The organism is Pseudomonas versuta, from assembly GCF_001294575.1.
In the GTDB taxonomy this organism is placed as follows: Bacteria; Pseudomonadota; Gammaproteobacteria; order Pseudomonadales; family Pseudomonadaceae; genus Aquipseudomonas; species Aquipseudomonas versuta.
In genome coordinates this window covers 838,391-862,290 of sequence record NZ_CP012676.1, presented here as the reverse complement: position 1 = coordinate 862,290, position 23,900 = coordinate 838,391, and the positions used below count along the sequence as shown (strand labels likewise).

Here is a 23,900-nt window from a genome sequence, read left to right as displayed (position 1 = left end):
GCAAGGTAGAAGGTTGAGGGAAGGCGCCCGGATTACAGCTCGGCGGGGTACACAAAAATTTCGACACGACGGTTACGGGCACGGTTGTCCGGGCTGTCATTGGCGAACAAGGGTTCGAATTCGCCACGCCCCTCAGCGCTGAACCGCGCCGGGTCGATCTGATTGCCCTGCAACCCGTGCAATACCGCTTCGGCACGGGCCAGCGACAACGCCTGATTGGACCCCATGCCCCTGGCGACCGGCGTGTCATCGCTGTGCCCAATCACCTTGATCTGCACCGGCCACAGCTCCAGGGCCGCAGCAATGCGCGACAATACCGGCTGATAGGGCGCGGCCACTTCACTGCCGCCGGTGGCGAACAATCCCGAGGAACTGATGATAATGCGCACCCCCTGCCCGTCCTCGAGCAGGTTCAGACGCCCCGCACGCAAATCCGCCGACAGCGTCTCGGCCAGTGACTGGGTCAGGGTGATCAGCGGGCCCTGCTCCAGTGCCTGCAGACGCAAAAGGGTCTGATAGGCGCGGTTTTCCAGATGCCAGGTCAGGCCCGCAGCCAGCACCAGCAACAAGGCGCCACACCCCCCCAAACAAGGCGGTGACGACGACTGAAGTAACCGCGACTCCAGGTACGCAAATGCTCGTCCAGGCGAGCCTTGGGCAGGTAGCCGCGTTGCATGCGGATCGTTTCGAAGAGCTGGTTACGGCGCAATGCCAGTGCCGCACGCCCTTCACTCTGGATCCGGTAGCGGCCTTCCAGCCCCAGGGCCAGGCACAGGTACATGACCTCCAGCAGGGCCAGGTTTTCCTGGGGCTTGAGTTCCGCGGCATCGAGGTAGGCGAAAAACCCGTCGCCACCGGAAGTCTGGCCATGAAAAATCATCAACAGACTGTGCCTGGACCAACCGCCGCGACCCCATTCGGAGCTCGAAATGATTTCATCGAGCAAGGTACAGATGGCGTACTGGGCGCGTTCGACCGTATCCAGCGAAGACCCGTCATCCAGGGCCTGGCGATGAAATGTGCGCACCTTGGTCACCAGCCGGGCCCGCAGCTCATCCAGATCCGGCGCACGTTCCAGACCGCGCAGCAGCACCACTTCATACAGCAAGTCACTGGCGCGCTGGCCAAGCCCGTCGCTGCTCAGCGGGGGTAAGGCCTGAGCCGGGTTGCCGGGCAGTGGAGACGGACGCAAACGCGCTCTGATACGGGCTAAGGGAGATAAAAAACGACGGATCATTGAGGGTCCTTGATCGCCCAGAAGGCCAGTTGCAGGCCGGGGAAATCACCGGCCAGATGGAGTCCGAAACCGGTACTGGTATTGAGCTCTTGCCACAGCGGATGATCGCTTTGCAGCTCGAAATAGCTGAACCCCGCGTAGTAAGGCAGTTCCCGTGGCGCGGCCGGCAATACGCTGACACTGAGCCCGGGCAACTGCAGGTCCACCAGGTCGGCGACACGCTCTGCGGGGCCAATTTTAAGACGGGTCGGGAACACCTTGCGCAGTTCATCGTCCGGCACCTGGGCACGCACCGCGAGCACAAAGCGGGCCGTAGCATAGAGCGCGCAATCCAGCACCCCGGCAAAGCGGATACCATGCTCACGCTCCTGCAAAACCAGCGGTATCACATCAGTACCGGCCTGGGCGCTGAGGGTATAGGCCAGGTCGGCCATGATCGGCGCGAAGCAATCGCCAAGCCGGTCGTGGCGATAAACGGGGTAGGTTTTTGGACGCTTACTGCTCTCGGAAAATATCGCCAGCTCCCCCGCCAGCCCCAGCAGCTCGCGGTACAGCACTTCAGGGTGCAAGCCCGGATAACTCGCCAGGTGACCGAGGATGGATTCAGCGCGGTTGATGGTTTGCAGCATCAGAAAGTGCTGCACCTCCGCCACGCCCCCCAGTCCGGGCACCCCCATATTGGTGGCCAGCATGTAGCCGCGCTGCTTGACCCGGCTCAGGAAGTCATCCACAAAGCTCACCAATGGCTGCGCCAGACGCCAGTTCAGCACCGGCGCCACAAACCCCTGATCCAGACTGACATGGCCACCGGGGCTGCGTTCGGCAACCCTGAGCACATCCAGGTAAACGTGGGAGCGCTGCACATCCTGTTTGGCTGCCAGCAGCAGGTTAAGCCTGGACAACTGCAAGGTGGCTTCGCCGCTGTCATCGGCCGAGTTGTCTCGGGCCGTCGCCTCGACCAGGTGATAGCGCGACAGGCTGTGCACAGCGCTTTCACGGCTCACTTCGCTGGCGCAGATACCGCTCATGGGCAAGGCCAGAACCACCTCCAGCTGCCGCGCTCCCTCTGGCACCACAAAGCGCGCAAGGGCCAGGGCCTGGGTATCCAGATTGAACAGCGTGCCGTCGGGCAGAATACCGGCGCATTCCACTAACTGAATGCAGCCCAGGGCCAATTGCGCCGGGTCGACTTTCAGCGCGGTAAAGCCCCACACATGGCTTTGCAAAGCCTCTAAGCCCTGTACCAGCTGTGCCTGCTGGTAGCGTTGTTGCTGTTGAAAATGCTGTGGCTGGAGGAACATGCCTTCCGACCACACAACCCTGTCATTGCTGAACACTGGACGGTTCTCCTTGGAGTGGAATCAGCCGGATAGATACCCGCGCCCGCTCCAGATCGATCTGCAGCGCCTCCGGGGTTTGCGCTTGAAACACCTCGACCGTGCGCCACTGGGCATTGTCCAGGTCGCGATACTGCGCCACGGCGCCGAACAAACGCACGCCCGGCTCCGGCACAAAACGCCGGGTGAGGTGCTCGCCCGGCCTTAACTGGAAGCTGTCGTGCTTCAACCAGGCAGGGTTGGAAGGTGGGGCATCCATAAGGCTGGCTGAATCAGCCGCGAGAAAGGCCTTGGCGTCGCTGAGCTGGTAAATCGTCAGCACCACCGGCGAAGGTCGACCATAGAGGTCCGGATTCACATCCAGCGCCGCTTCAATCTGCAGCGTTCGATGGGGATCGGGCGGCGGCGGATCCTCAAACAAACCGAATATCTGGCAGCCTTGCAACAGGCACAGCAGCAGCCCGGATGCAGCGTACTGCCCCGCTCGACGGACAGGGTTACGGGGGTCAACCACGGCCATCATCGGCCTCCCTGGATTGCTGGGCTTTTTGCGGTTTTTGGGTCTGGATCGGTTTCGGCGCCTCGGCGGAGTCGGCACTGCTGTCGCCGCCACCATTGATGTCAACCTTGCCCTTGGCATCAATGGTCACCAGCGCGCCGTTAATCGCCACGCCTTTGGGGCCCAATACCAGAGTGCTTGAACCGGCCTTGAGGGTGAGGGTCTGGCCGGCTTCGAGGGTAATTGTCTGCGCGCCCTTGAGATCAAGGCTGCTGGCGCCGAGCCTGAACTTGCCGCCGACCTTGGTATCGCTGTCTGCAGCAACCTCCAGTGAATGAGCGCCCGCCACTTTAAGGCGATGATCGGCCCCGACCTCCAGCGAGTAACCAGCGCCGACTTTGATGCTGCGGTCAGCGCCGACCTCCAGCGAATGGCCGCCCGCGATGTAGGCATTGCATTCGCCGCCCAGATGCTGATGAACATCCTTGGCCACTTGCTCAAAGCAATTGCCGCCGACCTTTAAATGGCGGTCATTGCCGACATGCTCCAGAGCATCGTTGCGCACCGTGATGTCCTGGTTGCGACCGGCGTAAAACAGCAGTTGCTCGGCACCGTCCTTGTCTTCAAAGCGCAGCTCGTTATAGACATCCCGCGCGCCCAGCGACTGGCTTTTGATCCCGCTGCGCGCCACCTGCTTCGGCAGCTCGTGGGGCGGGCGCATGCCGCCGTTGTACAGGCTGCCGGTGACCAGCGGCCGGTCCGGGTTACCGTCGAGAAACTCGACGATGACCTCCTGACCAGTGCGCGGCAGGAAAATCGCCCCCCAGCCTTGCCCCGCCAGTGGTTGTGCGACCCGCACCCAGCATGAACAGTTCTCGTTGGTCTGCTCGCCACGATCCCAGTGGAACTGCACCTTGATCCGGCCAAACTCATCGACCCACAACGGCTCCCCTTCCTTGCCCACCACAAAGGCAGTTTGCGGGCCCGGCATGCTTGGGCGTGGAGTCTTGATTTCGGCGCGGTAGCGGCCATCGCTGCGAATGGCCTCAAGGGTGCAACTGAAGTACGGCGTGCTGACGCCATAGGTCGAAGCCGTGCAGGTCGCCGACAGCTGGGAACGAACAATCAGGTGCTCAGCGTTCTGGCTGGCTTCGGGATGCTCAGACAATTTGAAAGTGGCGCCCGGCATCAGATAAGGCGCGCAGCCGTTTGCCACGACCCGTTGCTGTTGCGCGTGCAGCGCCTGCACCCGGACCTTGGCCGCGGTCTCACCGGCGGCGCTGAGATTGAAATGCCCCGGATAGTGGTAATGCTCGAATGCAGACTGTTCATGGCCCTTGGCAATCGAAGCATCGGCCCGCAGCACACTGGCATCGCGGGTATTGGCTTTGCTGAAATCAAAATCAACCGCACTCACCCGGCCGCTGCACAAGGCATGCTGCACCTGCCAGCCCCAGAGGCTTTGGAAATTGTTGTCTTGCACGCCCCGCCAGAGCAATTGATCACCCGCTTCAAGCGCACGGTGCTCGCTCATCGAATCAGTCATCACCAGGGTGTGCCCGTCGGCGTCATGCCGATAGAAGTAGTAGAGACCGGCCTCCTCCATCAAACGACTGACAAACGCATAGTCGGTCTCGCCGAACTGCACGCAATACTCCAGCACCGGGTAGTTTTCCGTCTGGGCCCACTCCACCTCACCGGGGTACGGCTCCAGCACCGCCTTGAGCACTTCGGGCACCGTCTGGTTCTGGAAAATCCGGCAGTTGCTGGCGCAGGTTGCAAACCAAAGCCAGGGGCGCAGTAAAAACTCATAGCAGAGCAACTGCCCCTCATCGGCCAGACGGCGAAAACCACACACATAGCCGTGCAGGACACGGTGCATTTCAGGCTTGTCCGCACCGTGGGCAAGGGTGGTAGCCAGCGCCTTGCCCAGCCAGTCATCGGCCTTCAACTCGCCCTGCGGGCTCAGCGCCGTAACCCGGTACTCAAACAGCTCGCTGAGGCCCTCATCGCCATGCAGCCCGGCAAACAGCAAATCACTGGCGCCTGATGGCCCGGTGAAGGAACAGCTTGGTCGTACAGAATCACTCATCGCGAACCCGCTCCTCAGGTAACAGTGGTTTTACCGGTGCCGGGCTGATCGATCTTGATCATCCCTCCCCAGTTGCAGGTACAGGTGCATTTAGCGTGTAACGCCGGCTGCCCGGCGATCAGGGTTTTGGCCGCACCGGGGGTCCAGGGCGAACTGGTCGCCGGAATACACGGCATGGGGGTCAACACCCCCATCGCCGCAGAAGTCGCGGCAGACACCGTCGGGTTGGCCATGGACTTGCACACACCGAAGGGCGCGATATTGACCATGGGCTTGTGATCCATAATCGTGGCGGCGGGCTGGCCTTCGGCATTGACTCGGTTGACCGGCAACACCGCCAACTTGGCAGGTGCGGCGCCGAACGAACAACTTAACAACGCGCCCATCACAACTTGTTCTGGCACAGATTGCCCTCTGCTAATTGATCGATGGCTTCAGGTGTCAACCGAAAGTAAATAGATGGAGGGCGCAGACTAAAGAAAAATAGGAATCATGGAATAGGAATGCTCTGAAAGTCCTAGTTTTTTTCAGATACCTAGAAGCCGCAGACATGCACGCCTCAAGCAGAATGTTAAAATGTCGTTATTTTGAACAACCTTCAGGTTGGGTGCGTATCCAAAGGGAATAACCATTCCTATGTCACACTTCAAGTTCAAGAAATTTAAATCGACCCACTCACACTATGACCCACACAAAAGAACAACCATGCGCCCTCAGACACTAGCCCATGACATGTTCATTCAGAGGAATATCATGCTCCGTGAAAACCATTACAGCAGAATAAAGAGCCACCATCGCCCGCGAAGGGCTTAGCATAAAATGCTTGATATCTTTTTTCAACTCCACCCCATTAGTTCGACGCCACTCATAAACACCGCGATTAGGATCATACAAGTAAATCTTCCCATTATGCTTTAGCTTCAGCAACCCCATTGCATGCGCGGAATCGTACCTACCGAAAGCTTTATCCAGTTTACTTTTGCGCTTGTTTATTCCCCAGCACATTATGACTGCCGCATTTCCAGAAAAACCATCCGCCAATGCATTAACGATATCCACCGAAGTTTTTGAGTCTTCTGTATTCCGCTGCTGCAAGCACTTCCCCGGCGCTTTTGACTGCAATTCGGACACCTTTCGATTAAAAAAATAGATGGCATCCTGATTACCGGCCTCATATTCACCCTGCACCTGCCCCCCCATTAAAACATTGGGAGGCATCAAGGCATTTGTCGTTCCTCCCATCGCGCCTGACGCCCATAGCCACGTCATCCCCATGCAAAGCCCAGGACTATCAGTGGCACGCAAATACTCTCGATAACTTGTTGCCGCATGTAATAGTTCAAAACTCATACCAAAAATCACCCTCTAACACAGCGCTATTAGTTCGCATTGTTGCAAGTCAGAAAAGTATCGAACCGATACCAACCCCTCAGCAGCTACACCCCAGAAAGCTCGTTAAGCTGTGACTGTTACAGTCTCGGTCTCCCGTTACCCATCACTTAAAACCGGTGTAACGCTGGTTGCCCGGCGACCAGGGTTTTGGCCGCACCGGGGGTCCAGGGCGAACTGGTCGCCGGAATGCACGGCACGGGGGTCAACACCCCCATCACCGCAGAAGTCGCGGCAGACACCGTCGGGTTGGCCATTAACTGCACACACCGAACGGCGCGATATTGACCATGGGCTTGTGATCCATAATCGTGGCGGCGGGCTGGCCTTCGGCATTGACTCGGTTGACCGGCAATACGCCCAACTTGGCAGGTGCGGCGCCGAACGAACAACTCAACAACGCCCCCATAACAACTTGTTCTGGCACAGATTGCCCTCTGCTAATTGATCGATGGCTTCAGGTGTCAACCGAAAGTAAATAGATGGGGGGCGCGGGCTAAAGAAAAATAGGTATCATGAAATAGGAAAGCTCTGAAATTGATCATGTATCCAATTTACTCTTGGTGGCGAGTCCCACCCGCCATATAACGCAACTAAAGTTACCCATCGAACCTAACGCTAGCGCAGGCTGAGCCTGTATCAATGGCAAGTATACCGGCGCAAATCTTCGTTCACCCCTCACTGCACAACTCAAAGCACTGCAGACGACTTAATATTTAAGGCCAACGCAATACTTAACAACAGAGACACTCCAAGGCCATCATTCAAGAGTGGCGCGATAAATTCACAACAGGAAGGTTCTGCTTTCAGTACCCCGCGTTTTTAATTTCCCCCCACGTGGGCAGCAAATATTTACACATACTTAATCTTCAAAGGATACATCGCACTTAGCAACAGACAGTCATTCATTTCAGCATTTCGAAGTACAGGTGTATTATTTGACAAGTACGCTTTCACCTGACCATACAGATCAGATTTCGGGCCAGTGTGCTCATGCAGGCCATAATTAGGGTCATATAAAAAACATTATTATTATTTAATTTCAGCATTGCCATAGCGTGATTATTTAAAGTATCTCCCCACCCCATCAACAAAAAAACAAACCCGGGGGTCGTCGTCAACTTCTCCATCAGTATTCGGGCCGACCTATTCGTTTCGGCTATTTCATCTTTAACAGTGCACGCAATCTCAGGACGTACGCGAGATGTTTTAGCGCTATAAACAGTCGCCTTTAGCTGATACAAATCTGCTTGTTTCTGACCGCCTGGATGCTTTCTCGACATTTCAAGATAAGCTTTCTGATAGATACTGCCGCGGTTAAAATCAGGCGATTTCAAAGAAACCTCCCTCTCCTCCAAAATATCCAATTTACACATTGCCCTACACAATATCCCGCGTGCCAATTACTGGCCAGGTGAATCCTGTAACTCGGATCTGGTACTCTCAACTTAAACCCACAAACACCTCATAAAATAACTGTCAAATAACGACTTTTAAAAGTCAACGAATCAAAGCGGCAGCAACTCGTTGGTGAGGATGGTGTCGACCATCCGCCGGCCGCTGTGGCGGTCGGTGCACTGGCCGACAATATGGGCTACCAGTGCCGCGTCGTAGTGCAAGGGCACCTGGTAACGGATCGGTACCCGTTGCACCACACGCTGCAGTTGCATTTCCACAATGCTGCCCAGCATCGGGTCGCTAAGGGGGAAGTACGGGATGGCCAGCAGCAGCCCCAGCAGGGTCGGGGGGAATACGTTGAGCAATTGCGGGCGCAGTAACTGTTCAAAGTCCTCGGCGGTTTCGCCGCCGTGTAGGTTGAACAACACCTCGGAGCCAACGCTAGTGGTCATCGGGATCAGGGTGTTGCGAAAATCGATGACCTTCCCTTAGCCGTCTTCCATCCAGCCTTTGTCGTATACCTGGAAGATCACATCGTGCACGTCCAGGTGGGCCTTCTCCATTTCGTCCAGCAAAATCACACGCAGCTTTCTACCCGGTCTCAACTTCAAGACACACCTGCGCCTTTGCCACGTTCACAAATAGCCCCACTGAAACCTTCTGATGTTTGGCCTCTAAAAAAATACCAAGCACCAAAAATCAAACATATACTTTTCTAAAATTAAGAGGAGAAACACCTTGTCTAGAAAACATGCTCACACAGGATAAAAACACCGCACGGCGTGACCGAGCCATCAAATATCGCTCGATATCGGTGTATAAATTGACACCAACTGCCTCATGCCACTCATGAACTCCGGTATTAGGGTCATACAAGTAGATTTTACCTTCATCATTCAACCTAAGCAGAGCCACTGCATGGCCAGATTCATAGTCTTCATCATGATAGCTTAACCTTTTTCTTTTATCACTTATATTCCACGTCATAATCATGCCCGCATCGCCTTGCGCATTACGTGCGAATGCGTTAACCATTTCGAACGCACTAGCATTACCGCTAGCATTACGCTGAACCAAACATCGTCCTCGAGCACTTCCTTGCAGCTCGCGCCCCTTCTGAATATAAAATCCCATATCAACTACACAAGCGCCTCCACGCGCAACATGCTGCAAATACTCCTTCTGCAATACGTCCCCCTTTAAAAAACAAGCGGGAGCTAAGGAAATCGCACTTCCTGCAAGAATATCTGTCATCCAAAGCCATGACTGCCCAAGACAGTTTCCCCTGCTACCCGTTGCGTTCAAGTGATCTCTATAGCTTACAGCTTCATATACATGTTCAAAACTCATATCAAACCCCATCATTACAACATTACAAACAAACTTTATGAATTAAGGAACAACCGCGAGACATTACGCAACCCACTAAAATTCAACCTCCAGACGCACCCCGTTCTCCACCACCTCCAGTCTCAGACTCTCAGGAGCTTTCTGATCCTTGGTCCATTGCAGAAACACCCGGCTCAACTGCGGCAACAACTCGCGGGTGAGGATGGAGTCGACCATGCGCCCGCCACTCTGCCGGTCGGTGCACTGGCCGACGATATGCGCCACCAGTGCCGCGTCGTAGTGCAACGGCACCTGGTAGCGGCCCTGGACCCGTTGCACCACGCGCTGCAGTTGCATTTCCACAATGCTGCCCAGCATCTGGTCGCTCAGGGGGAAGTACGGGATGGCCACCAGCCGCCCCAGCAGTGCCGGCGGGAATACGTTGAGCAATTGCGGGCGCAGTAACTGTTCAAGGTCCTCGGCCGTTTCACCGCCGCGTAGGTTGAACAGCACCTCGGAGCCAACGTTGGTGGTCATCAGGATCAGGGTGTTGCGAAAATCGATGACCTGCCCTTCGCCGTCTTCCATCCAGCCCTTGTCGAATACCTGGAAGAACACCTCGTGCACATCCGGATGAGCCTTCTCCATTTCGTCCAGCAAAATCACGCAATGCGGTCGGCGGCGGACCGCTTCGGTCAGGACGCCGCCCTCGCCATAGCCGACATAGCCGGGGGGCGCGCCCTTGAGCGAGGCCACGCTGTGGGGTTCCTGGTACTCGCTCATGTTGAGGGTGACCAGGTTCTGTTCGCCGCCATACAACAGCTCGGCCAGGGCCAGTGCGGTTTCGGTCTTGCCGACCCCCGAGGGGCCGGCCAGCATGAACACCCCCACCGGTTTGCCGGGGTGGTCCAGGCCTGCGCGGGAGGTCTGGATCCGGCAGGCAATCGCCTGCATGGCATGGGGCTGGCCGATGATCCGTTGTTCCAGGCTGGCAGCCAGGTTGAGAATGGTGTCGAGTTCGTCACGCTGCAAGGTGCCCACCGGGATCCCGGTCCAGCCCTGCAAAACATCCGCAACGGCCTGGGCGTCGACATCCGGCAGCACCAGGGCCGACGTGTGGGCGTGAGCGTCCTGCAAACGTTGCAGCAGCAAGTCTGCGCGCTCCAACAGGGCCGCGTGCAATGCGGCATCTTCAGGGGTTGAGCCCGCATCTTCGGCGCGCAAACGGGCACGCAGTTGATGAATTTCCTCAACCCATGCCGCTTCTACTTGCCAGCGCGCCTCGAGCCCCAGCAGGTCGTGCTGCTCTTTGCGCAATTGTTGCTCCAGGCTCAGCATCCGCTCCGGGTCGGCCAGGCCGATGGCCTCTTCAGTTTCCAGCATGGCTTTTTCAGCTCTCAGGTAAGCAAGACGCTCGCGATTGTCGGCCAGTACCCCGGGGACCGCCTGTTGACTGATGCGCACCCGGGCACAGGCGGTGTCGAGCAGGCTGATGGCTTTATCCGGGAGCTGGCGGTCGGGCAAGTACCGATGGGACAGATTCACGGCCGCATGCAGCGCTTCGTCGAGAATCTGCACCTGATGGTGCGCCTGCAAGGTGGGCAGCACGCTGCGCAGCATGTTGACCGCTACCTCGGGGCTTGGCTCTTCCACCCGCAGCACCTGGAAGCGCCGTTTCAGGGCCGGGTCTTTTTCAATGTGCTTTTTGTATTCGTCCCAGGTGGTGGCGCCAATGGTGCGCAGTTGCCCGCGGGCCAGCATCGGTTTGAGCAAATTGGCGGCATCGCCGGTGCCTGCCTGGCCACCGGCGCCCACCAGGGTGTGAACCTCATCAATAAACAGCAGGGTCGGCAGTGCTGCGGCCTGAACCTCATCGACCACTTGGCGCAGGCGCTGTTCAAACTCGCCCTTGACCCCGGCCCCGGCTTGCAACAAACCAATATCAAGGGCCAGCACCCGGGCCTGACGAAACGCCTCCGGTACATCACCGGCGACGATGCGCTGGGCAAAGCCTTCGACCACCGCGGTCTTGCCCACCCCCGCCTCGCCTGCCAGCAACGGGTTGTTCTGCCGGCGGCGCATAAGGATGTCGATCAACTGGCGCACTTCATCGTTACGCCCCATGACCGGGTCCAGCTCGCCGCGCCGGGCCTGGCCGGTCAGGTCAGTGGTGTAACGCTGCAGAGCACTGGAGGGCTGATCCGGGACAGTGCTTTTGCCGCCCTCGGCGAGCGCCACCGGTTGTTCGGGTGAGCGCTGGACGATGTCGTTGAACTGATCGAGGAGCATTTCACGGTTGATCTTTTCGAACTCCCGGGACATGGCGAACAAGGTATGGCGCAGGCTGCTGGTGCCCAGCACGCCGAGCAATACATGGCCGCTGCGAATGCGCACCGCGTCCAGCTGCAACGCTCCGTACAACCAGCTGCGCTCCATGGCCTCGTCCAGCTGGGCCGACAAGTCCACTACCGAGGCAGAGCGTGCAGGCAGACGGTCGAGGGCATTGATCAGGTCGGTCGTCAGTTTGCCGTTATCCAGCTCGAAGCGCTGATTGATCCGGCGCAGGTCCGAGTCCGGCTCCTGCAGCACCAGCTGAAACCAGTGCACCAGCTCAACGTAGGGGTTACCCCGCAGGCGGCACAGGCTGGTGGCGGATTCCATGGCCTGGAAAGCCAGGTGGTCGAGTTTTCCAAATAGCTTGGCTCGGCTGATATCAGTCATGGCGCAATTCCTGTTGAAGTCTCTGGATACGGGCCCTGCTCAAAACGCAGGCCCGTGGTGGAAGCGAACGCGGTGTGCCGGGCAACCATGAAGCCAGGCCCAATGCATGGTTGCCCCCCAGCCGCACGGCTGTCTGCGCCGGATCGGCGAGCAGCAATTGCACATCCCATTCAAAACAGCCGCCCAGGTAGTCATCGACCAACCGGCTAAAGCTGTGAAGCAACGCCGCGCCGGACAAAAACTGCTGCAGCCGTGCCATCGGCAACGGTCCCAGAAGCAGGCGCACGCTGTGTTGCGCATTCCATACCCGGCGTCCCAACAATGAACCCTGGCCCAGTTGCGCGGCGCCTCTGCCGCCCAGCTGCGGTTGCTGCGCGCTGGCCTGCGCACTCCAGCGCCCGAACCATTGCTGCAGCCGCACCGGCATTTGCAGATGCTCACTGAGCACACCCAGCAGACCTTCGGCGCTGCGCCGCTGATCGACATAGCGGGGTGCGTAATAGCGTTCACTGCGGGGGGCGAACGCTTGCACGTAGTCGCCAAAACGGTCCTGGTCCGCACGGTCTGCGGACACCACGGGCCGGGTCACCGCCCAGCTGCGGTACAGCAGGCACAGCAAGCGGTGATGGAAGATGTCGAGGAAGTCCGCCAGCATGAAATCGTTGTGATTGATTTGCCGGGACAGCACATCCTCACTGAACGCCAGGGGCATCGGCCCGTTAACCCCGGTCAGGCCAAAGAACGTCACGGCCAGCTGCGCCGCCTGGCCTTCGCGCAGTTGCAGGTTGCGCAACATCCCCGGCTCGAAGCCAAGAGACACCGCTTGCCCCAGACGCAGCGGGTCCTGGTGCAAGTGATCGCTGGTACCCAGGCGTGGCGCCCGGGAGTCAAGCGCATCGACGCAGCGCAAGGCACTGAAAAAATCAAAGCGCCAGGCCCCGGTCTGCAGTTGGCTCCAGAAATCTAGAGGGTCATGCATTGGCCACCTCTGACCGGCCAGCGGTGAATCAGCCCGCGGCTGCGGGTGTACAGCACGGTGCCGGTAAAGGAGTTGATGGCCGCGTAACGGGCGAAAAACCCCTCCAGCACCCCGCCCAGCACAAAGGCGCCGATGCCTTCGCAGGCGGCGTCATCCAGGGTCAATTCAAGTTGCAGCCCGCGCCCGAACACCACGGGGCCGGGGCCGGGCAAACGCTGGGTCAGCACGCTGGCGCGCAACGCGACGATACTTTCGAGCAAACGCTGCAGCACGGCATCGTCAGAGGCGATGTAGAGCGCCAGCATCTCGCGCAGGGCCCTGGCTCCAGCCTGGCCGTCCTCGTCAGCCAACGGCAGGAAGTTGCGCGACAAATGCTGGATCGCACTCCACGGACCTTCGCCCGTAACCGGCATCGACAGCGGCGCCGACGGCCCGGCCACGCGGCGGATGGCGACCACCGGGGCACTGACGTCGAGCACAAAGTCGGTGTTGCCTTTGCCAAAACGGATGTGCTGCGCCAGGTGCCGATTGGAACACATGACCTCAGCCACCAATTGATGCAGGTCCGGGCGGTACGGCGGGTGGTTCGGGTCCACCAGAGCAATGGACAGATCACAACCGGCGTAGGGTTGCTTGCCATTGGCCGCCACCGCCATGGGCCGCGAGGGTCTGCGCTGGCACTGGAAAAACCCCGTATCCCGGGCATCGTCTTGCCGGGCCACAGGCGAGTACAGCGGGACGAAGCGCTGGCGCTCGCGACCGCCACGAAAGTAACCCTGAACATCCAGCACTTGATGTATCTCGTGATGCAACGGGTTGGCCTGATCGACGACCACATCAATATCGGTCCGGTGCTGCAGTAGGTTTATCCGGTCGGTGCGCTTTTTGAACAGGTTCTGCACCGGCACACAGAACAAGCTGAAAAACGAACGGTCAAGATCCGCCGGTAGCGGATTTGACAAGGGTGCCAACAAGAAAACCAGCTCCAGGGACTCTTCTGTACAACGGCGGACCGCAGGGCCCAGGCCGGACAATTGAATGAAGCGCTGGCCTTCGGGGAACGCCAGAAAGCGTCGCAACAAGGCGAAAGCGCTGGCCCCGCCGGCAGAGCGTTGCTTGAGTTGGGCATCCTCATCCGGCGCAAAATTGGCCTGATTGATGTGTTCGGGCTCGATCACCTCACACCAGGCGTGATCGTCGCCCGCAGGTCTGGCAATCAGGCCAATGGTGCGCGACAGCAACGCTTCATGCAGCGCCAGCGTCGGTGCGCCCGGGCGCCCCAGGTACAGGCATAACTGTTGCAGCGGCAATTGGCTGAACAAGTTGCCTGCGGTGGTTTTCAAGCGCAGCCGGACCGCCGAGTGCGCCTGGCCGGCGAACCTGGCAGGCACTCCCGGCAGCAGGCTGGCACTGGGCAAGTAATCGGCAGACTCGACCTCTAATGGCCATAGGGTCACGGGCTGCATGCTTCGCCATTCGCAACGGGCACTCTGGCCGTCGACATCGGCGAACGCACTCAATGCGCTGTCGGCCGCAAGGCAAAAACCGTTGACCAGGCTGCCCTGATGCTTGTCAGGGGTTAACTGCACCACCGCCATAGACGGCAGTGGCGCCAAAGATTGGGGTTGAACCCGTTCCAGCAAATTTCGGCTGAATTGCGGAAACTCGGATTCCATTTGCAGCTGAATACGCGCCGTCAGAAAACCCAGGCCCTCAAGCAAACGCTCGACGCTCGGGTCGGGATCGTGGCGGGAGTCCAGATTGATATGACTGGCGACCTTGGGGTAGACCCGGGCAAATTCACCGGCCCCCTCGCGGAGAAACTCCAGTTCGCGCTCATACAGACGCAACAGACGCTCATCCATGGAGTTGCGCGCCGTCAGGTGTGTCGATATGGACCGCGCCGCTTTGGATATTCCACAAGGAACAAAACTTGAAGGGATAAACCTGCATCCCGGAACGCAGTTGCCCTTGAATCAAAAATTGCAGATCGGCCATTGGCTCACTGCTATTTGCAATCCACGACACTTGCAAACTGTGGCGAGTAATTCTGGGTTCGTAAGTAAAAATGGCATGCCGAATGCGTCTTTCCAGGGTTTGGGGTGCAAGGCCTGACAGGGTCTGCCCAGCGATATTCCCGATGCCGTAATTAATTACTGAATTAGCGACATAAGGCGTTGCGCCAAGTTCCAGGCCGCCCGCCAATCCGCTGGTGTTCAGTAACGTACTGAGGTCGGCTCGCAGTCGAGACAAGAACGACTCTCTGCTTACCAATAGAGTGGGCGCAACCTCAGCACGAACGCTCATACTTAAACGTTCCAACAATGTATAGGCTTTATCATTCATGGCTGAACCTTGACCCTACAACAACCCAAGTACATATACCCATTTCAAAACAGAAAACCCCGAGCAAGCCCGGGGCCCCTGCCGTCAAGCGACTAAACGCCAGCGACGTTTATGAAGTAACTTTTGTTCTGAGGTCGAATTTTTTCACGACCGAACCATCCGCCTTATCACCGTTAAACTTATGATATTCATAGCTGATCGTCGTGAAGTTCAGGCTGAAGTGTTCAGCCGCTTGACCCGCACCCGCAGACTGAGAAGAAAAAGAACTGATGACGGCGTCGTCAAGCTTAATGGTCACTGCAGGCATATTTTTCTTTGCGCCTTCTGTGTGCAATACAACGATCGTCGCTACCCCCAGTGACGTACCTTCAATGGCATTTGAAAAAAGATTGGGAGACGATATATCAGCCGTTTTCGTAAACATCAGCTCCGACATAAAAGCCGGACTGGACGGGCGCTCACTGCCTTGTACTTGAACATGCTTAGACACATTAAAGGCGTATGACTGCAAAAGAATTTGATCTTTGTATGCAGTACCTATCGTGGTGCTGCCTTTAATTTTCGTTTTAAAATCCAACAAAATCATATTAAACTCCGATAGTTTTTACACAGTGAGGTGGCGCGACAGACTGTCGATCGGCCACGTAAACAACTATTAACTTTAAAAATACTGCTAGTTTTTCAAAGATGGCAACTTCGTTACCAATCGCAATGAAACCGTCAAGCCTTCCAACTGATAATGTGGGCACAAGAAAAACTTAGCCCGGTAAAAGCCCGGATTATCTTGATCTTCTTCAACCACCACTTCAGCAGCAGACAAGGGTTTACGGGCTTTGGCTGCGTCCGACGCAGTGGCCGGATTCAGCTCTACATACCGCATGATCCAGCTATTGAGCCACTCTTCTATATCCGCACGTTCCTTGAACGAGCCGATCTTGTCACGCACGATGCATTTCAAATAGTGGGCAAAACGGCAAGTCGCGAACAAGTAAGGCAGGCGTGCGGCCAGTCGGGCATTGGCCGTGGCATCCGGGTCGTCGTATTGCTGCGGGCTGTGCAAGGACTGCGCGCCGATAAAGGCGGCAATGGAGGTGTTCTTGCAATGCACCAGCGGCATAAAACCGTTATTGGCCAGTTCAAGTTCACGGCGGTCGCTGATGGCGATTTCGGTCGGGCAGGTCATATCCACCCCGCCGTCTTCACTTGGGTAAGTGTGCACCGGCAGGCCACTGATTGCGCCGCCGGACTCGATGCCACGGATCTGTGAACACCAGCCGAACTGCTTGAAGGACTGATTGATATTCAGGCCCATGGCATAGGCGGCATTGACCCACAGGTAGTTAGCCGAATCACCCTGGGTCACTTCTTCAAAGTTGAAGTCGTCCACCGGTGCGGTTTTGGCGCCGTAGGGGATGCGACCGAGGAAGCGCGGCAAGGTCAGGCCCACGTAGCGCGAGTCTTCGGAGCTACGGAAGTTGCGCCAGGCAGCATGCTCCGGGGTCTGGAAGATTTTGCCCAGGTCGCGCGGGTTGGCCAGCTCTTGCCAGGAGTCCATCAACAGGGCGCCAGGGTCAGCAGAACTGATTAACGGCGCATGGGCCGCCGCGGCGATCTTGGCCATGGAGGCCAGCAGCTCGACATCGGGCGGGCTGTTATCGAAGTAATAGTCGGCGATCAATGCACCGAAGGGCTCACCGCCAAACTGCCCGTATTCATGCTCATAAATCTTCTTGAACAGCGGGCTCTGGTCCCAGGCAGCGCCTTTGAACTTCTTCAGTTCACGGGCCACTTCGGCCTTGGAGATGTTGATAAAGCGGATCTTGAGCTTTTCATCGGTCTCGGTGTTGCTCACCAAGTGATGCAGACCGCGCCACGACGACTCAAGCTTTTGAAAGGCGTCATGATGCAGGATCGCATTGACCTGGCTTGAAAGTTTGCTGTCGATGGCGGCGATGAGCGCTTCAATGGTGCTCAGGGTGTCATCGGCAATCAGGTGTACGGAACCCAGCGCCTGCTCGGCCAGGGTCTGCACCGCAGTGTGCAGTGCATCACTGGCCTGTTCGCTGCGGGGTTTGAATTCGCGTTGCAGCAAGCTGCTAAAACTGTCTGCCGCCAGGGTAGTGGTCTGGCTCTCTTGACTTTGAAGCTGTTCAGTTGCAGTCATGATCGTGACCTTATTCAGCAGGGACGGCGGGTTTAGCCTGTTGCAGCAATGAGTTCATCAATGCCGGATCTTCGAGCAATTGTGCGACCAGTTGCTCGGCACCACTTTTGCCGTCCATATAGGTCAGCAAGTTGGAGAGTTGATTTCGGGCCTCCAGCAACTTGCGCAGCGGCTCGATATTGCGGGCGATAGAACCCGGGCTGAAATCATCCATGCGCTGAATATCCAGCTGGATCGGCAGTTGCCCTTCACCGGTCAGTTCATTGCTCACGCTAAACTTTAAAGCCGGAGCGATTGCACTCATGCGTTCATCAAAGTTATCGATGTCGATTTCCAGAAACTTGCGATCGGCCACCGAGGGCAAGCCTTCGGTATTCGAGCCGGACAAATCGGCAAACACACCATTAACAAAAGGAATTTCAATGGTTTTTTCAGCACCGTATAGCTCAACGTCGTATTCAATCTGTACACGCGGAGCACGATTACGGTTTATAAATTTTTGACTACTTGCATTGCTGGACATACCAGACCCTCACCCACGATTAAAAATAGTCAATCTTCTTGAATACCGGCCAAGGCCCGCATGTCACTGACACTGGACGGCGCCAGCTCAGCCATGATTTCCAGAAAATCCATGCCCGCGAGGCGTCGTACTCTTTGCACTAACATGGGGATGGGGCTACTGGGCTCATGGCACGTGTAATAAGCAGCAATGGCATCAAGTGCCCTGATAACCTCTTCTCTGGAACGGCACCCCCCAACCGGCAATGCGACGCCGGCAACAGGCTGGGCCATATCAGGCCCGGGCGCCGACGAGACCGCCGGCACAGTACGGCGTAAACGACTGTCCACCACTTGTATCCATTGCTGGATTAACCGAGAGAGCGGGTGCAGCGGCGAAACTTCACAGAGCCCGGTGTGTTCATCCAGACATTGATTAAAGTTGTCCAGCAATCCCTTTACCCGATTAAGTGCACTCAGCGCTCGCATCAGATCAATCGAACATTGAGGTTCGATCTGACTTTCCAGCCGTTTCAGACACTCTTCACGCCCGTCCGATTCCCCGCCACTTGCAATTAAATCCAAATCGGCACAACTCAAAGACTCGCCACTGGGCAAACTAACCAGTACTTCTTGTCGAAGCCTGGCGATCACCGTCGAAGGCACTGCAAGTTCAGCGAGAATATTGATTCTTTCCAGCGAATCGAATTGATCTTCACGACTTAACCTGGGGTAGGTATCTTCCCAGCGCTCACGCACAAGAAAAACCAGCACACTCAAGCCCTTCGTCAGGCCCAGTAAACCGTCGCGCTCAAGCCAGGCCCGAGTCAGAGAAACTGCCACGCGAAAATCCAGCGTACGCTCAAAAAGGCTTTTGCATTTAGTCTCAACCGAGGCCCAATCAACAGGTTCCGGGATATATACATAATCGCCGTACTGAGCGCCCTCTTTACTGGCCACCTCATTGACCAGCGCAATAAATACGGGGTCATATTCCAGATCTTCGCCAGCCCCCTGACTGGCAAGCACGGCAATATATTCATCGACCATCATTACCGCCTCCGATCTATATAACAGCACTTCGGAACATGATATATCCGACCTGGCTTATTTCCTGATCAGGATGTCAGGAAAATAACGCAATAGCTTTAGGATAAATCCGACTTTCCGAGATATTTCTTACAGTCTATTCAGAAATGTCTTACTTCGTTACTAGGGTTTGAGCGTCTAAATAAAGGCACCCTATGCTCCGGGTCGGTATAAAGACCGGACATACTATTTCCACCCTATACCGATAGCCCTGCATTCAAGAACAATCCCAACCACAGAACGCTCGTGCCCTTGACCTTATGCAGGTCACGCAAATGAACCCGGTTGCTGTAGGAGCGTGATTATAAATATGGCCGCGAAGAGTTCGCTCCTACTGCAGACATAGCATTCTTTTAAGTGAACAGTAATTCCACCCGTGGGTAATTTGACTTGACGTGAGGGACATGAGCGCAGCGTTGTGGGAGCTGGCTTGCCAGCGATGCAGATGGCGAGTTTTAACTGGATGACCGCAGCGACACCATCACCAGCAAGCTGGCTCCCACAGAAGTGCTGCAAACCAGGATATGAGCGCAAGCATTGTGGGAGCTGGCTTGCCAGCGATGCAGATGGCGAGTTTGGACTGGATGACCGCAGCGACACTATCGCCAGCAAGCTGGCACCCACAGGAGCGATGCAAACCGGGACATGAGCGCAGCGCTGTGGGAGCTGGCCTGCCAGAGATGCAGATGGCGAGTTTGGACCGGATGACCGCAGCGACACTATCGCCAGCAAGCTGGCTCCCACAGGAGCGGTGCAAACCGGGACATGAGCGCAGCGCTGTGGGAGCTGGCTTGCCAGCGATGCTGATGGTGAGTTTTGACTGGATGACCGCAGCGACACTATCGCCAGCAAGCTGGCTCCCACAGAAGCGGTGCAAACCGGGACATGAGCGCAGCGCTGTGGGAGCTGGCTTGCCAGCGATGCAGATAGCGAGTTTTGAACGGATGACCGCAGCGACACTATCGCCAGCAAGCTGGCTCCCACAGGAGCGGTGCAAACCGGGACATCACCGCAAGCGCTGTGGGAGCTGGCTTGCCAGCGAAGCCTGCAACGCGGGCGTTGCAGGCAAATTAATCCAGAAAAAATATCTTCACATATCCGCGTCAAATATCACGGTTACCCGACCTTTGTACTGGGTACCAGGGTGGGTGACCATTTCCTTGATCGGGTCGCCATTGACTTCAAAGCGCAGGTAGGAGCGTCGCTGAAATGTAGCGCCGTCCTTGGGGGAGAACCTTGGCACATGGGTGAATGATTGGGTCAGCGGGTAATTCAGCGCCTCCGCAAAACCGAGGTCAGCACGACCCAGGAAACCCGGCATGGTGATGGCCACATCCAGTGGTACGGTAGAGACTCCATTGGAAATACCGCAACGTCCATCCGGCATCAAGTATTCACAATTCAGATTGACCGAAAAGTTGGTAGAGCCACTGACCGTGAAGTGCTGATCCTTACGTAATGTCGCCGGTACCTTTTTATAATCAGTCCACTGACTCCAGCCGCCCAGAGGTTGAAGAATGGCTGTCTCGCTGCCTGGCGGGAACTCGAGGGCAAATAGATGGTTTACCTTAAGTTCAAAATCAATAGTGAGACTCGTATCTCTAATAGCCAGAAGCTCGTCACCTATATCAAGATCGCTACCCAATGACCCCATGCTGTAAGTTGAACTACCCCGATAGATACCGTTTTTCATGTTCAGGGGTTCCGGCGTTTCAATCTCGTAGATGAAATCGAATGAAGCAACTACCATCTCTTCATTAGCCAACATCTCATAAGCGCAACTACTGCGCCCGCCCGCTCCATTGTCATTTCGCATTATAATCCGGAAAGGGCGAACACTATTGCCATTACCATAAACTTCACGACACCCTCTTAAATCCAATAGAGAGCTTGGTGTTGTAGAGGTCGGATCCAACGCACCGTACCGAAATGCCACACCCGAAATACGCAGAAACAGTTCTGCTGTTTCACCAGTATCCGAAATGACAGTAATCACCCTCTGCTCAGGGAGGTCAAAATAAATTGATCCCCTACCATGATCACTGACACCACTACCTTTTTTTAAAGTACTACCGTCAGCTCCACCCAAGCCCGTGCCGACGCTAAACACATTATTATTAGTGCACCATACGATGTGCGCACCAGAACATACCCCACCGAGAGGTGTCGTATTAGTAAAGGTTCGATTGTTAGGGTTGTTTCTGCTGGGAGTGAACTCTGCAGTTATGCGGGCGGTAAATGCCTGTGCCGACGCCTGCCAAACCAACTGCCCTACCAGCAACACCATCAACAAAACCAAGCCAGCAGGGTTGTACTTAACAAGTAATTTAATATTCATGATTTATCCTTGCTGCTCGACACTTGCGCTGAGTAACGGTTTGCTCGTGTTTAATTCGTCACACTTCAGTTTGCCCACCATCACCACCTCGCCTTCACGCGGGTAGCGCTTGTCGTCCAGATGGAAGGTGCAGCCCTTGATGCTTGGGTGAGTCACTTCCAGCATCGGCTGGCGGGCACTCATTTCCAGGGTGAAGAAACCATCCGCTTCGGCGACGCTGCGCCCGGCATGGTTACGCACCTCGGCACCGCGCAATGGCTTGCCGTCTGCATCATGCACCTGGCCCATCACGGTCAGGGTCTGCATCACCTTGACCTGACGGTAAGCAACCCCGCCCTTGTTCAGGTGGTAGCTGGTCATGGCCGGGTGGATGGACGCCGCCGGCGCATCGCGCCCGGCAAAATCCAGCTGCAGGGTGCCTGGCTTGTAGGCAGTCACCGGTACAAAGTTGCGCCCGGGCTTGAGCGTGGTGCTGGAGCCCGTGGTGTCCTGCGCCATCAGTTCCAGATCCGGCAAGTCGGATTCAACATCGATAATCATCCCGGTATGGGCACCAATGTTGACGCCATTGCCTGCGGTGACCATTTTGCCGCCACCGATTGCCACTGTACTTTCCAGGTTGACCCCGCCGGTGATGCCACCTTCGAGGGATGAGCGCTGGGCGAACAGGTCGCCACGTACCACATCCCCCTCAAAGGAAGCACCGCCGTTCAGGCCCACGCCGTAACGGTCGCTGGAGACGTTGCCGTTGACACTACTGAGTACGCCGCCTTCGAGGTCCTGGTAAACACCGGCATTCACATACTGGTCACGCCCGCCTTTGCTGGCGGCCCGGGTCCCGGCACCGACGCTATAGCGCCGGCCTTCACTGCCCAAGGCCATGGTCAGCGTCACGTCGAGCCCGCGATTGCGCTGGTTGCCACTGCTGCTGGTTGCCGGCCGGTCGAATACCGAGGTCCGCCAGTTGGCATCGCTGCCCAGCACCTTGGAGCGACGGCTGAAAGATAGGTCCAGGCCTACGCCGCTGGTGACGCCGTTGCTGTACGAAGCACGGGCAGTCAGGCTGTTGACGTCATCCAGCCGATGATTGAGCGCGACCGCCGAGTTCTGCTGGGTACCGGCCCGGGTCTTGAGGTACTTGTCGGCGTTCTGCCAGTTCAGGCTGTGGTTAAACATCACGCTACCGGTGGCATAGTTGCGGATCGCCTGCACATCAAGCCCCACACCATGTTCGCTGGAGTGAAAGACGTTGGTATAGACGTTTGACGTATCACTGGCGTGCCAGTTGACCGAACCGCCCACCGCTCGCTCTTTGCCAATCTGCTGGACCATGGCGCCCAATACGGCACGAGGGTGGGCCAGGTAGTTGACCACCCCGCCGACTGCCAGATTATCGGCTTGATCGGTGCTGTAAGTGTTCAGCAGGTTACGCTGCTGCCCGATGAACGAACTGTAGCGCCAGCGCTCCTGGGAGTTACTCCAGTGCGCGGGCTTATTGATCAGCTCAGTCTCGGTGGACGTCACCTTGCCGTCCTCAACCAGACGCACCTCCACCTCGTAAATACCCCCCGGCAGGCGGCGGGTATCGATGAGCTGCAGGCCCGGCTCTACCGGCTGGGTATAGATCAGGCTGCCATCACGATAGATTTCAACCATGCCCTGGCGATTGGCCGTCACGTAGACCGGGTAAATGCTGGGGCTGGAACTGTTGATGGCCAGGCTGTCGGACGAGCCGATCATTACCCCGACAATGGTATTGGGTACCGACCCTGGAGTGCTGGGCTGGCGCGCTACCCCTTGAAAATTGGGCAGAAAAAACCCGGCCTTGACAAATTTATTGTCGTGCTCGCGCTGACCGTACAGGCTCTGGATCGATTGCCGGGTTTCGGCGCCTTCGTAACTGCTACGATCGACCTGATAGCTGCCGACCGTGGACCAGTTGCCAATACTGCCCTGGGCATCCACCGAGTAACGACCACTGGTATCGGCGCCGCTGCCACCGGACACGTTGAACTGATTGCGCAGTATCAGGCCGTGACTGCCACCCTCGGGCAGCTTGTGATAACGGGCTTCTGTAGGGTCCAGCTCGGCAGTGTTGGTCACCAGCGACAGCAGCGAGTTTTGCAGACTGTAATGAATCGCTACCAGACCGTTGTCACAGTTGCTGGTGCAATTACCCACCGGGCGCGGCTGCTCAAGGTAGTCGCTCCAGCGCTGGCGGTCGACGGCGCTTAACTTGCTGTCGTGAAATTCGCTCAGGTCCAGCAATTGAACGGTGTTGTTACGCGACAAGACCACCCGACCATCGCCCAGGAACTTGCCGTCCTGCTCAATACGAACTGCCAGAGGCAGGTCGAAAAAATGTTCTAGAAAATCTTTTGGAAGGCCTTCAGTCTGCTCAAGCAAACTTAGTGAAGACGTGTTTTTTGCCGGCGCTGTTTCAGGCGCTATTGTCGATGCCTGAACAGATGCGCAGCAAAA

The 23,900-nt window shown here is 56.8% G+C and carries 21 protein-coding genes and 1 pseudogene; all 22 read right to left on the bottom strand.

Features of this window, described 5'->3' with window-relative positions:
- Positions 1 to 32: 32 nt before the first annotated feature.
- Positions 33 to 560, bottom strand: a complete 528-nt coding sequence (locus tag AOC04_RS24020) for an OmpA/MotB family protein (RefSeq protein WP_237178921.1) — start codon at positions 558 to 560, stop codon at positions 33 to 35.
- Complete coding sequence (gene icmH / locus AOC04_RS24015; RefSeq protein ID WP_205891784.1) at positions 542 to 1,192, bottom strand: type IVB secretion system protein IcmH/DotU; 651 nt, start codon at positions 1,190 to 1,192, stop codon at positions 542 to 544. Before icmH ends, AOC04_RS24020 begins: the two co-directional genes overlap by 19 nt.
- Positions 1,193 to 1,233: 41 nt before the next feature.
- On the bottom strand, positions 1,234 to 2,574 hold the full coding sequence (gene tssK / locus AOC04_RS04005) for a type VI secretion system baseplate subunit TssK (RefSeq protein ID WP_060691254.1): 1,341 nt from the start codon (positions 2,572 to 2,574) through the stop codon (positions 1,234 to 1,236).
- On the bottom strand, positions 2,561 to 3,097 hold the full coding sequence (gene tssJ / locus AOC04_RS04000; RefSeq protein WP_205891782.1) for a type VI secretion system lipoprotein TssJ: 537 nt from the start codon (positions 3,095 to 3,097) through the stop codon (positions 2,561 to 2,563). Before tssJ ends, tssK begins: the two co-directional genes overlap by 14 nt.
- The gene (locus AOC04_RS03995) at positions 3,081 to 5,165 is read right to left on the bottom strand and encodes a type VI secretion system Vgr family protein (RefSeq protein ID WP_060691252.1); all 2,085 of its coding nucleotides are present in this window, start codon (positions 5,163 to 5,165) and stop codon (positions 3,081 to 3,083) included. The genes tssJ and AOC04_RS03995 overlap by 17 nt, the downstream gene beginning before the upstream one ends.
- Positions 5,166 to 5,179: 14 nt before the next feature.
- On the bottom strand, positions 5,180 to 5,551 hold the full coding sequence (locus tag AOC04_RS03990) for a DUF4280 domain-containing protein (protein WP_060691251.1): 372 nt from the start codon (positions 5,549 to 5,551) through the stop codon (positions 5,180 to 5,182).
- Between the two features lie 334 nt (positions 5,552 to 5,885).
- The gene (locus tag AOC04_RS03985; RefSeq protein ID WP_060691250.1) at positions 5,886 to 6,515 is read right to left on the bottom strand and encodes a hypothetical protein; all 630 of its coding nucleotides are present in this window, start codon (positions 6,513 to 6,515) and stop codon (positions 5,886 to 5,888) included.
- Between the two features lie 161 nt (positions 6,516 to 6,676).
- A pseudogene (locus tag AOC04_RS03980) lies at positions 6,677 to 6,963 on the bottom strand (DUF4280 domain-containing protein); the annotation flags it as partial.
- 544 nt (positions 6,964 to 7,507) lie between these two features.
- Positions 7,508 to 7,891, bottom strand: a complete 384-nt coding sequence (locus tag AOC04_RS03975; protein ID WP_125878541.1) for a hypothetical protein — start codon at positions 7,889 to 7,891, stop codon at positions 7,508 to 7,510.
- Positions 7,892 to 8,062: 171 nt separating this feature from the next.
- Positions 8,063 to 8,404 carry a hypothetical protein gene (locus AOC04_RS03970; RefSeq protein WP_060691248.1) on the bottom strand — a complete coding sequence of 114 codons (342 nt, stop codon included), beginning with the start codon at positions 8,402 to 8,404 and terminating at the stop codon, positions 8,063 to 8,065.
- Positions 8,405 to 8,440: 36 nt separating this feature from the next.
- A complete protein-coding gene (locus tag AOC04_RS24320; protein ID WP_257719954.1) occupies positions 8,441 to 8,563 on the bottom strand; it encodes an AAA family ATPase in 123 nt (40 codons plus the stop codon).
- A gap of 88 nt (positions 8,564 to 8,651) precedes the next feature.
- Positions 8,652 to 9,302, bottom strand: coding sequence for a hypothetical protein (locus AOC04_RS23730; protein WP_125878540.1), 651 nt, complete (start codon positions 9,300 to 9,302; stop codon positions 8,652 to 8,654).
- 75 nt (positions 9,303 to 9,377) lie between these two features.
- A complete protein-coding gene (gene tssH, locus AOC04_RS03965; protein WP_060691247.1) occupies positions 9,378 to 12,002 on the bottom strand; it encodes a type VI secretion system ATPase TssH in 2,625 nt (874 codons plus the stop codon).
- Positions 11,995 to 12,981: a type VI secretion system baseplate subunit TssG gene (gene tssG / locus AOC04_RS03960; RefSeq protein WP_060691246.1), complete on the bottom strand. Its 987-nt coding sequence runs from the start codon at positions 12,979 to 12,981 to the stop codon at positions 11,995 to 11,997. Before tssG ends, tssH begins: the two co-directional genes overlap by 8 nt.
- Positions 12,966 to 14,846, bottom strand: a complete 1,881-nt coding sequence (tssF, locus tag AOC04_RS03955; protein ID WP_060691245.1) for a type VI secretion system baseplate subunit TssF — start codon at positions 14,844 to 14,846, stop codon at positions 12,966 to 12,968. Before tssF ends, tssG begins: the two co-directional genes overlap by 16 nt.
- Positions 14,839 to 15,327: a type VI secretion system baseplate subunit TssE gene (gene tssE, locus AOC04_RS03950; RefSeq protein ID WP_073514969.1), complete on the bottom strand. Its 489-nt coding sequence runs from the start codon at positions 15,325 to 15,327 to the stop codon at positions 14,839 to 14,841. Before tssE ends, tssF begins: the two co-directional genes overlap by 8 nt.
- Before the next feature lie 109 nt (positions 15,328 to 15,436).
- Positions 15,437 to 15,913 carry a type VI secretion system tube protein Hcp gene (locus AOC04_RS03945; protein ID WP_060691244.1) on the bottom strand — a complete coding sequence of 159 codons (477 nt, stop codon included), beginning with the start codon at positions 15,911 to 15,913 and terminating at the stop codon, positions 15,437 to 15,439.
- 87 nt (positions 15,914 to 16,000) lie between these two features.
- On the bottom strand, positions 16,001 to 17,491 hold the full coding sequence (tssC, locus tag AOC04_RS03940; protein WP_060691243.1) for a type VI secretion system contractile sheath large subunit: 1,491 nt from the start codon (positions 17,489 to 17,491) through the stop codon (positions 16,001 to 16,003).
- A 10-nt stretch (positions 17,492 to 17,501) separates the two neighbouring features.
- Complete coding sequence (tssB, locus tag AOC04_RS03935; protein WP_060691242.1) at positions 17,502 to 18,014, bottom strand: type VI secretion system contractile sheath small subunit; 513 nt, start codon at positions 18,012 to 18,014, stop codon at positions 17,502 to 17,504.
- Between the two features lie 29 nt (positions 18,015 to 18,043).
- Entirely contained in the window at positions 18,044 to 19,045 is a 1,002-nt protein-coding gene (locus tag AOC04_RS03930; protein WP_060691241.1) for a type VI secretion system protein TssA, read from the bottom strand.
- 1,126 nt (positions 19,046 to 20,171) lie between these two features.
- Positions 20,172 to 21,419: a hypothetical protein gene (locus AOC04_RS23725; RefSeq protein WP_125878539.1), complete on the bottom strand. Its 1,248-nt coding sequence runs from the start codon at positions 21,417 to 21,419 to the stop codon at positions 20,172 to 20,174.
- 3 nt (positions 21,420 to 21,422) lie between these two features.
- Entirely contained in the window at positions 21,423 to 23,825 is a 2,403-nt protein-coding gene (locus AOC04_RS03920; protein ID WP_237178890.1) for a TcfC E-set like domain-containing protein, read from the bottom strand.
- Positions 23,826 to 23,900: the final 75 nt, after the last annotated feature.

What these genes read in the sequence shown, in the direction of transcription:
- AOC04_RS03970 (WP_060691248.1), bottom strand. Translation starts at nt 8,404, where the DNA reads ATGACCACTAGCGTTGGCTCCGAGGTGTTGTTCAACCTACACGGCGGC.
- tssJ (WP_205891782.1), bottom strand. Translation starts at nt 3,097, where the DNA reads ATGATGGCCGTGGTTGACCCCCGTAACCCTGTCCGTCGAGCGGGGCAG.
- tssH (WP_060691247.1), bottom strand. Translation starts at nt 12,002, where the DNA reads ATGACTGATATCAGCCGAGCCAAGCTATTTGGAAAACTCGACCACCTG.
- AOC04_RS03945 (WP_060691244.1), bottom strand. Translation starts at nt 15,913, where the DNA reads ATGATTTTGTTGGATTTTAAAACGAAAATTAAAGGCAGCACCACGATA.
- tssG (WP_060691246.1), bottom strand. Translation starts at nt 12,981, where the DNA reads ATGCATGACCCTCTAGATTTCTGGAGCCAACTGCAGACCGGGGCCTGG.
- AOC04_RS03995 (WP_060691252.1), bottom strand. Translation starts at nt 5,165, where the DNA reads ATGAGTGATTCTGTACGACCAAGCTGTTCCTTCACCGGGCCATCAGGC.
- AOC04_RS03985 (WP_060691250.1), bottom strand. Translation starts at nt 6,515, where the DNA reads ATGAGTTTTGAACTATTACATGCGGCAACAAGTTATCGAGAGTATTTG.
- tssB (WP_060691242.1), bottom strand. Translation starts at nt 18,014, where the DNA reads ATGTCCAGCAATGCAAGTAGTCAAAAATTTATAAACCGTAATCGTGCT.
- AOC04_RS03930 (WP_060691241.1), bottom strand. Translation starts at nt 19,045, where the DNA reads ATGATGGTCGATGAATATATTGCCGTGCTTGCCAGTCAGGGGGCTGGC.
- AOC04_RS23730 (WP_125878540.1), bottom strand. Translation starts at nt 9,302, where the DNA reads ATGAGTTTTGAACATGTATATGAAGCTGTAAGCTATAGAGATCACTTG.
- tssE (WP_073514969.1), bottom strand. Translation starts at nt 15,327, where the DNA reads ATGAATGATAAAGCCTATACATTGTTGGAACGTTTAAGTATGAGCGTT.
- AOC04_RS23725 (WP_125878539.1), bottom strand. Translation starts at nt 21,419, where the DNA reads ATGAATATTAAATTACTTGTTAAGTACAACCCTGCTGGCTTGGTTTTG.
- tssF (WP_060691245.1), bottom strand. Translation starts at nt 14,846, where the DNA reads ATGGATGAGCGTCTGTTGCGTCTGTATGAGCGCGAACTGGAGTTTCTC.
- tssC (WP_060691243.1), bottom strand. Translation starts at nt 17,491, where the DNA reads ATGACTGCAACTGAACAGCTTCAAAGTCAAGAGAGCCAGACCACTACC.
- AOC04_RS03990 (WP_060691251.1), bottom strand. Translation starts at nt 5,551, where the DNA reads ATGGGCGCGTTGTTAAGTTGTTCGTTCGGCGCCGCACCTGCCAAGTTG.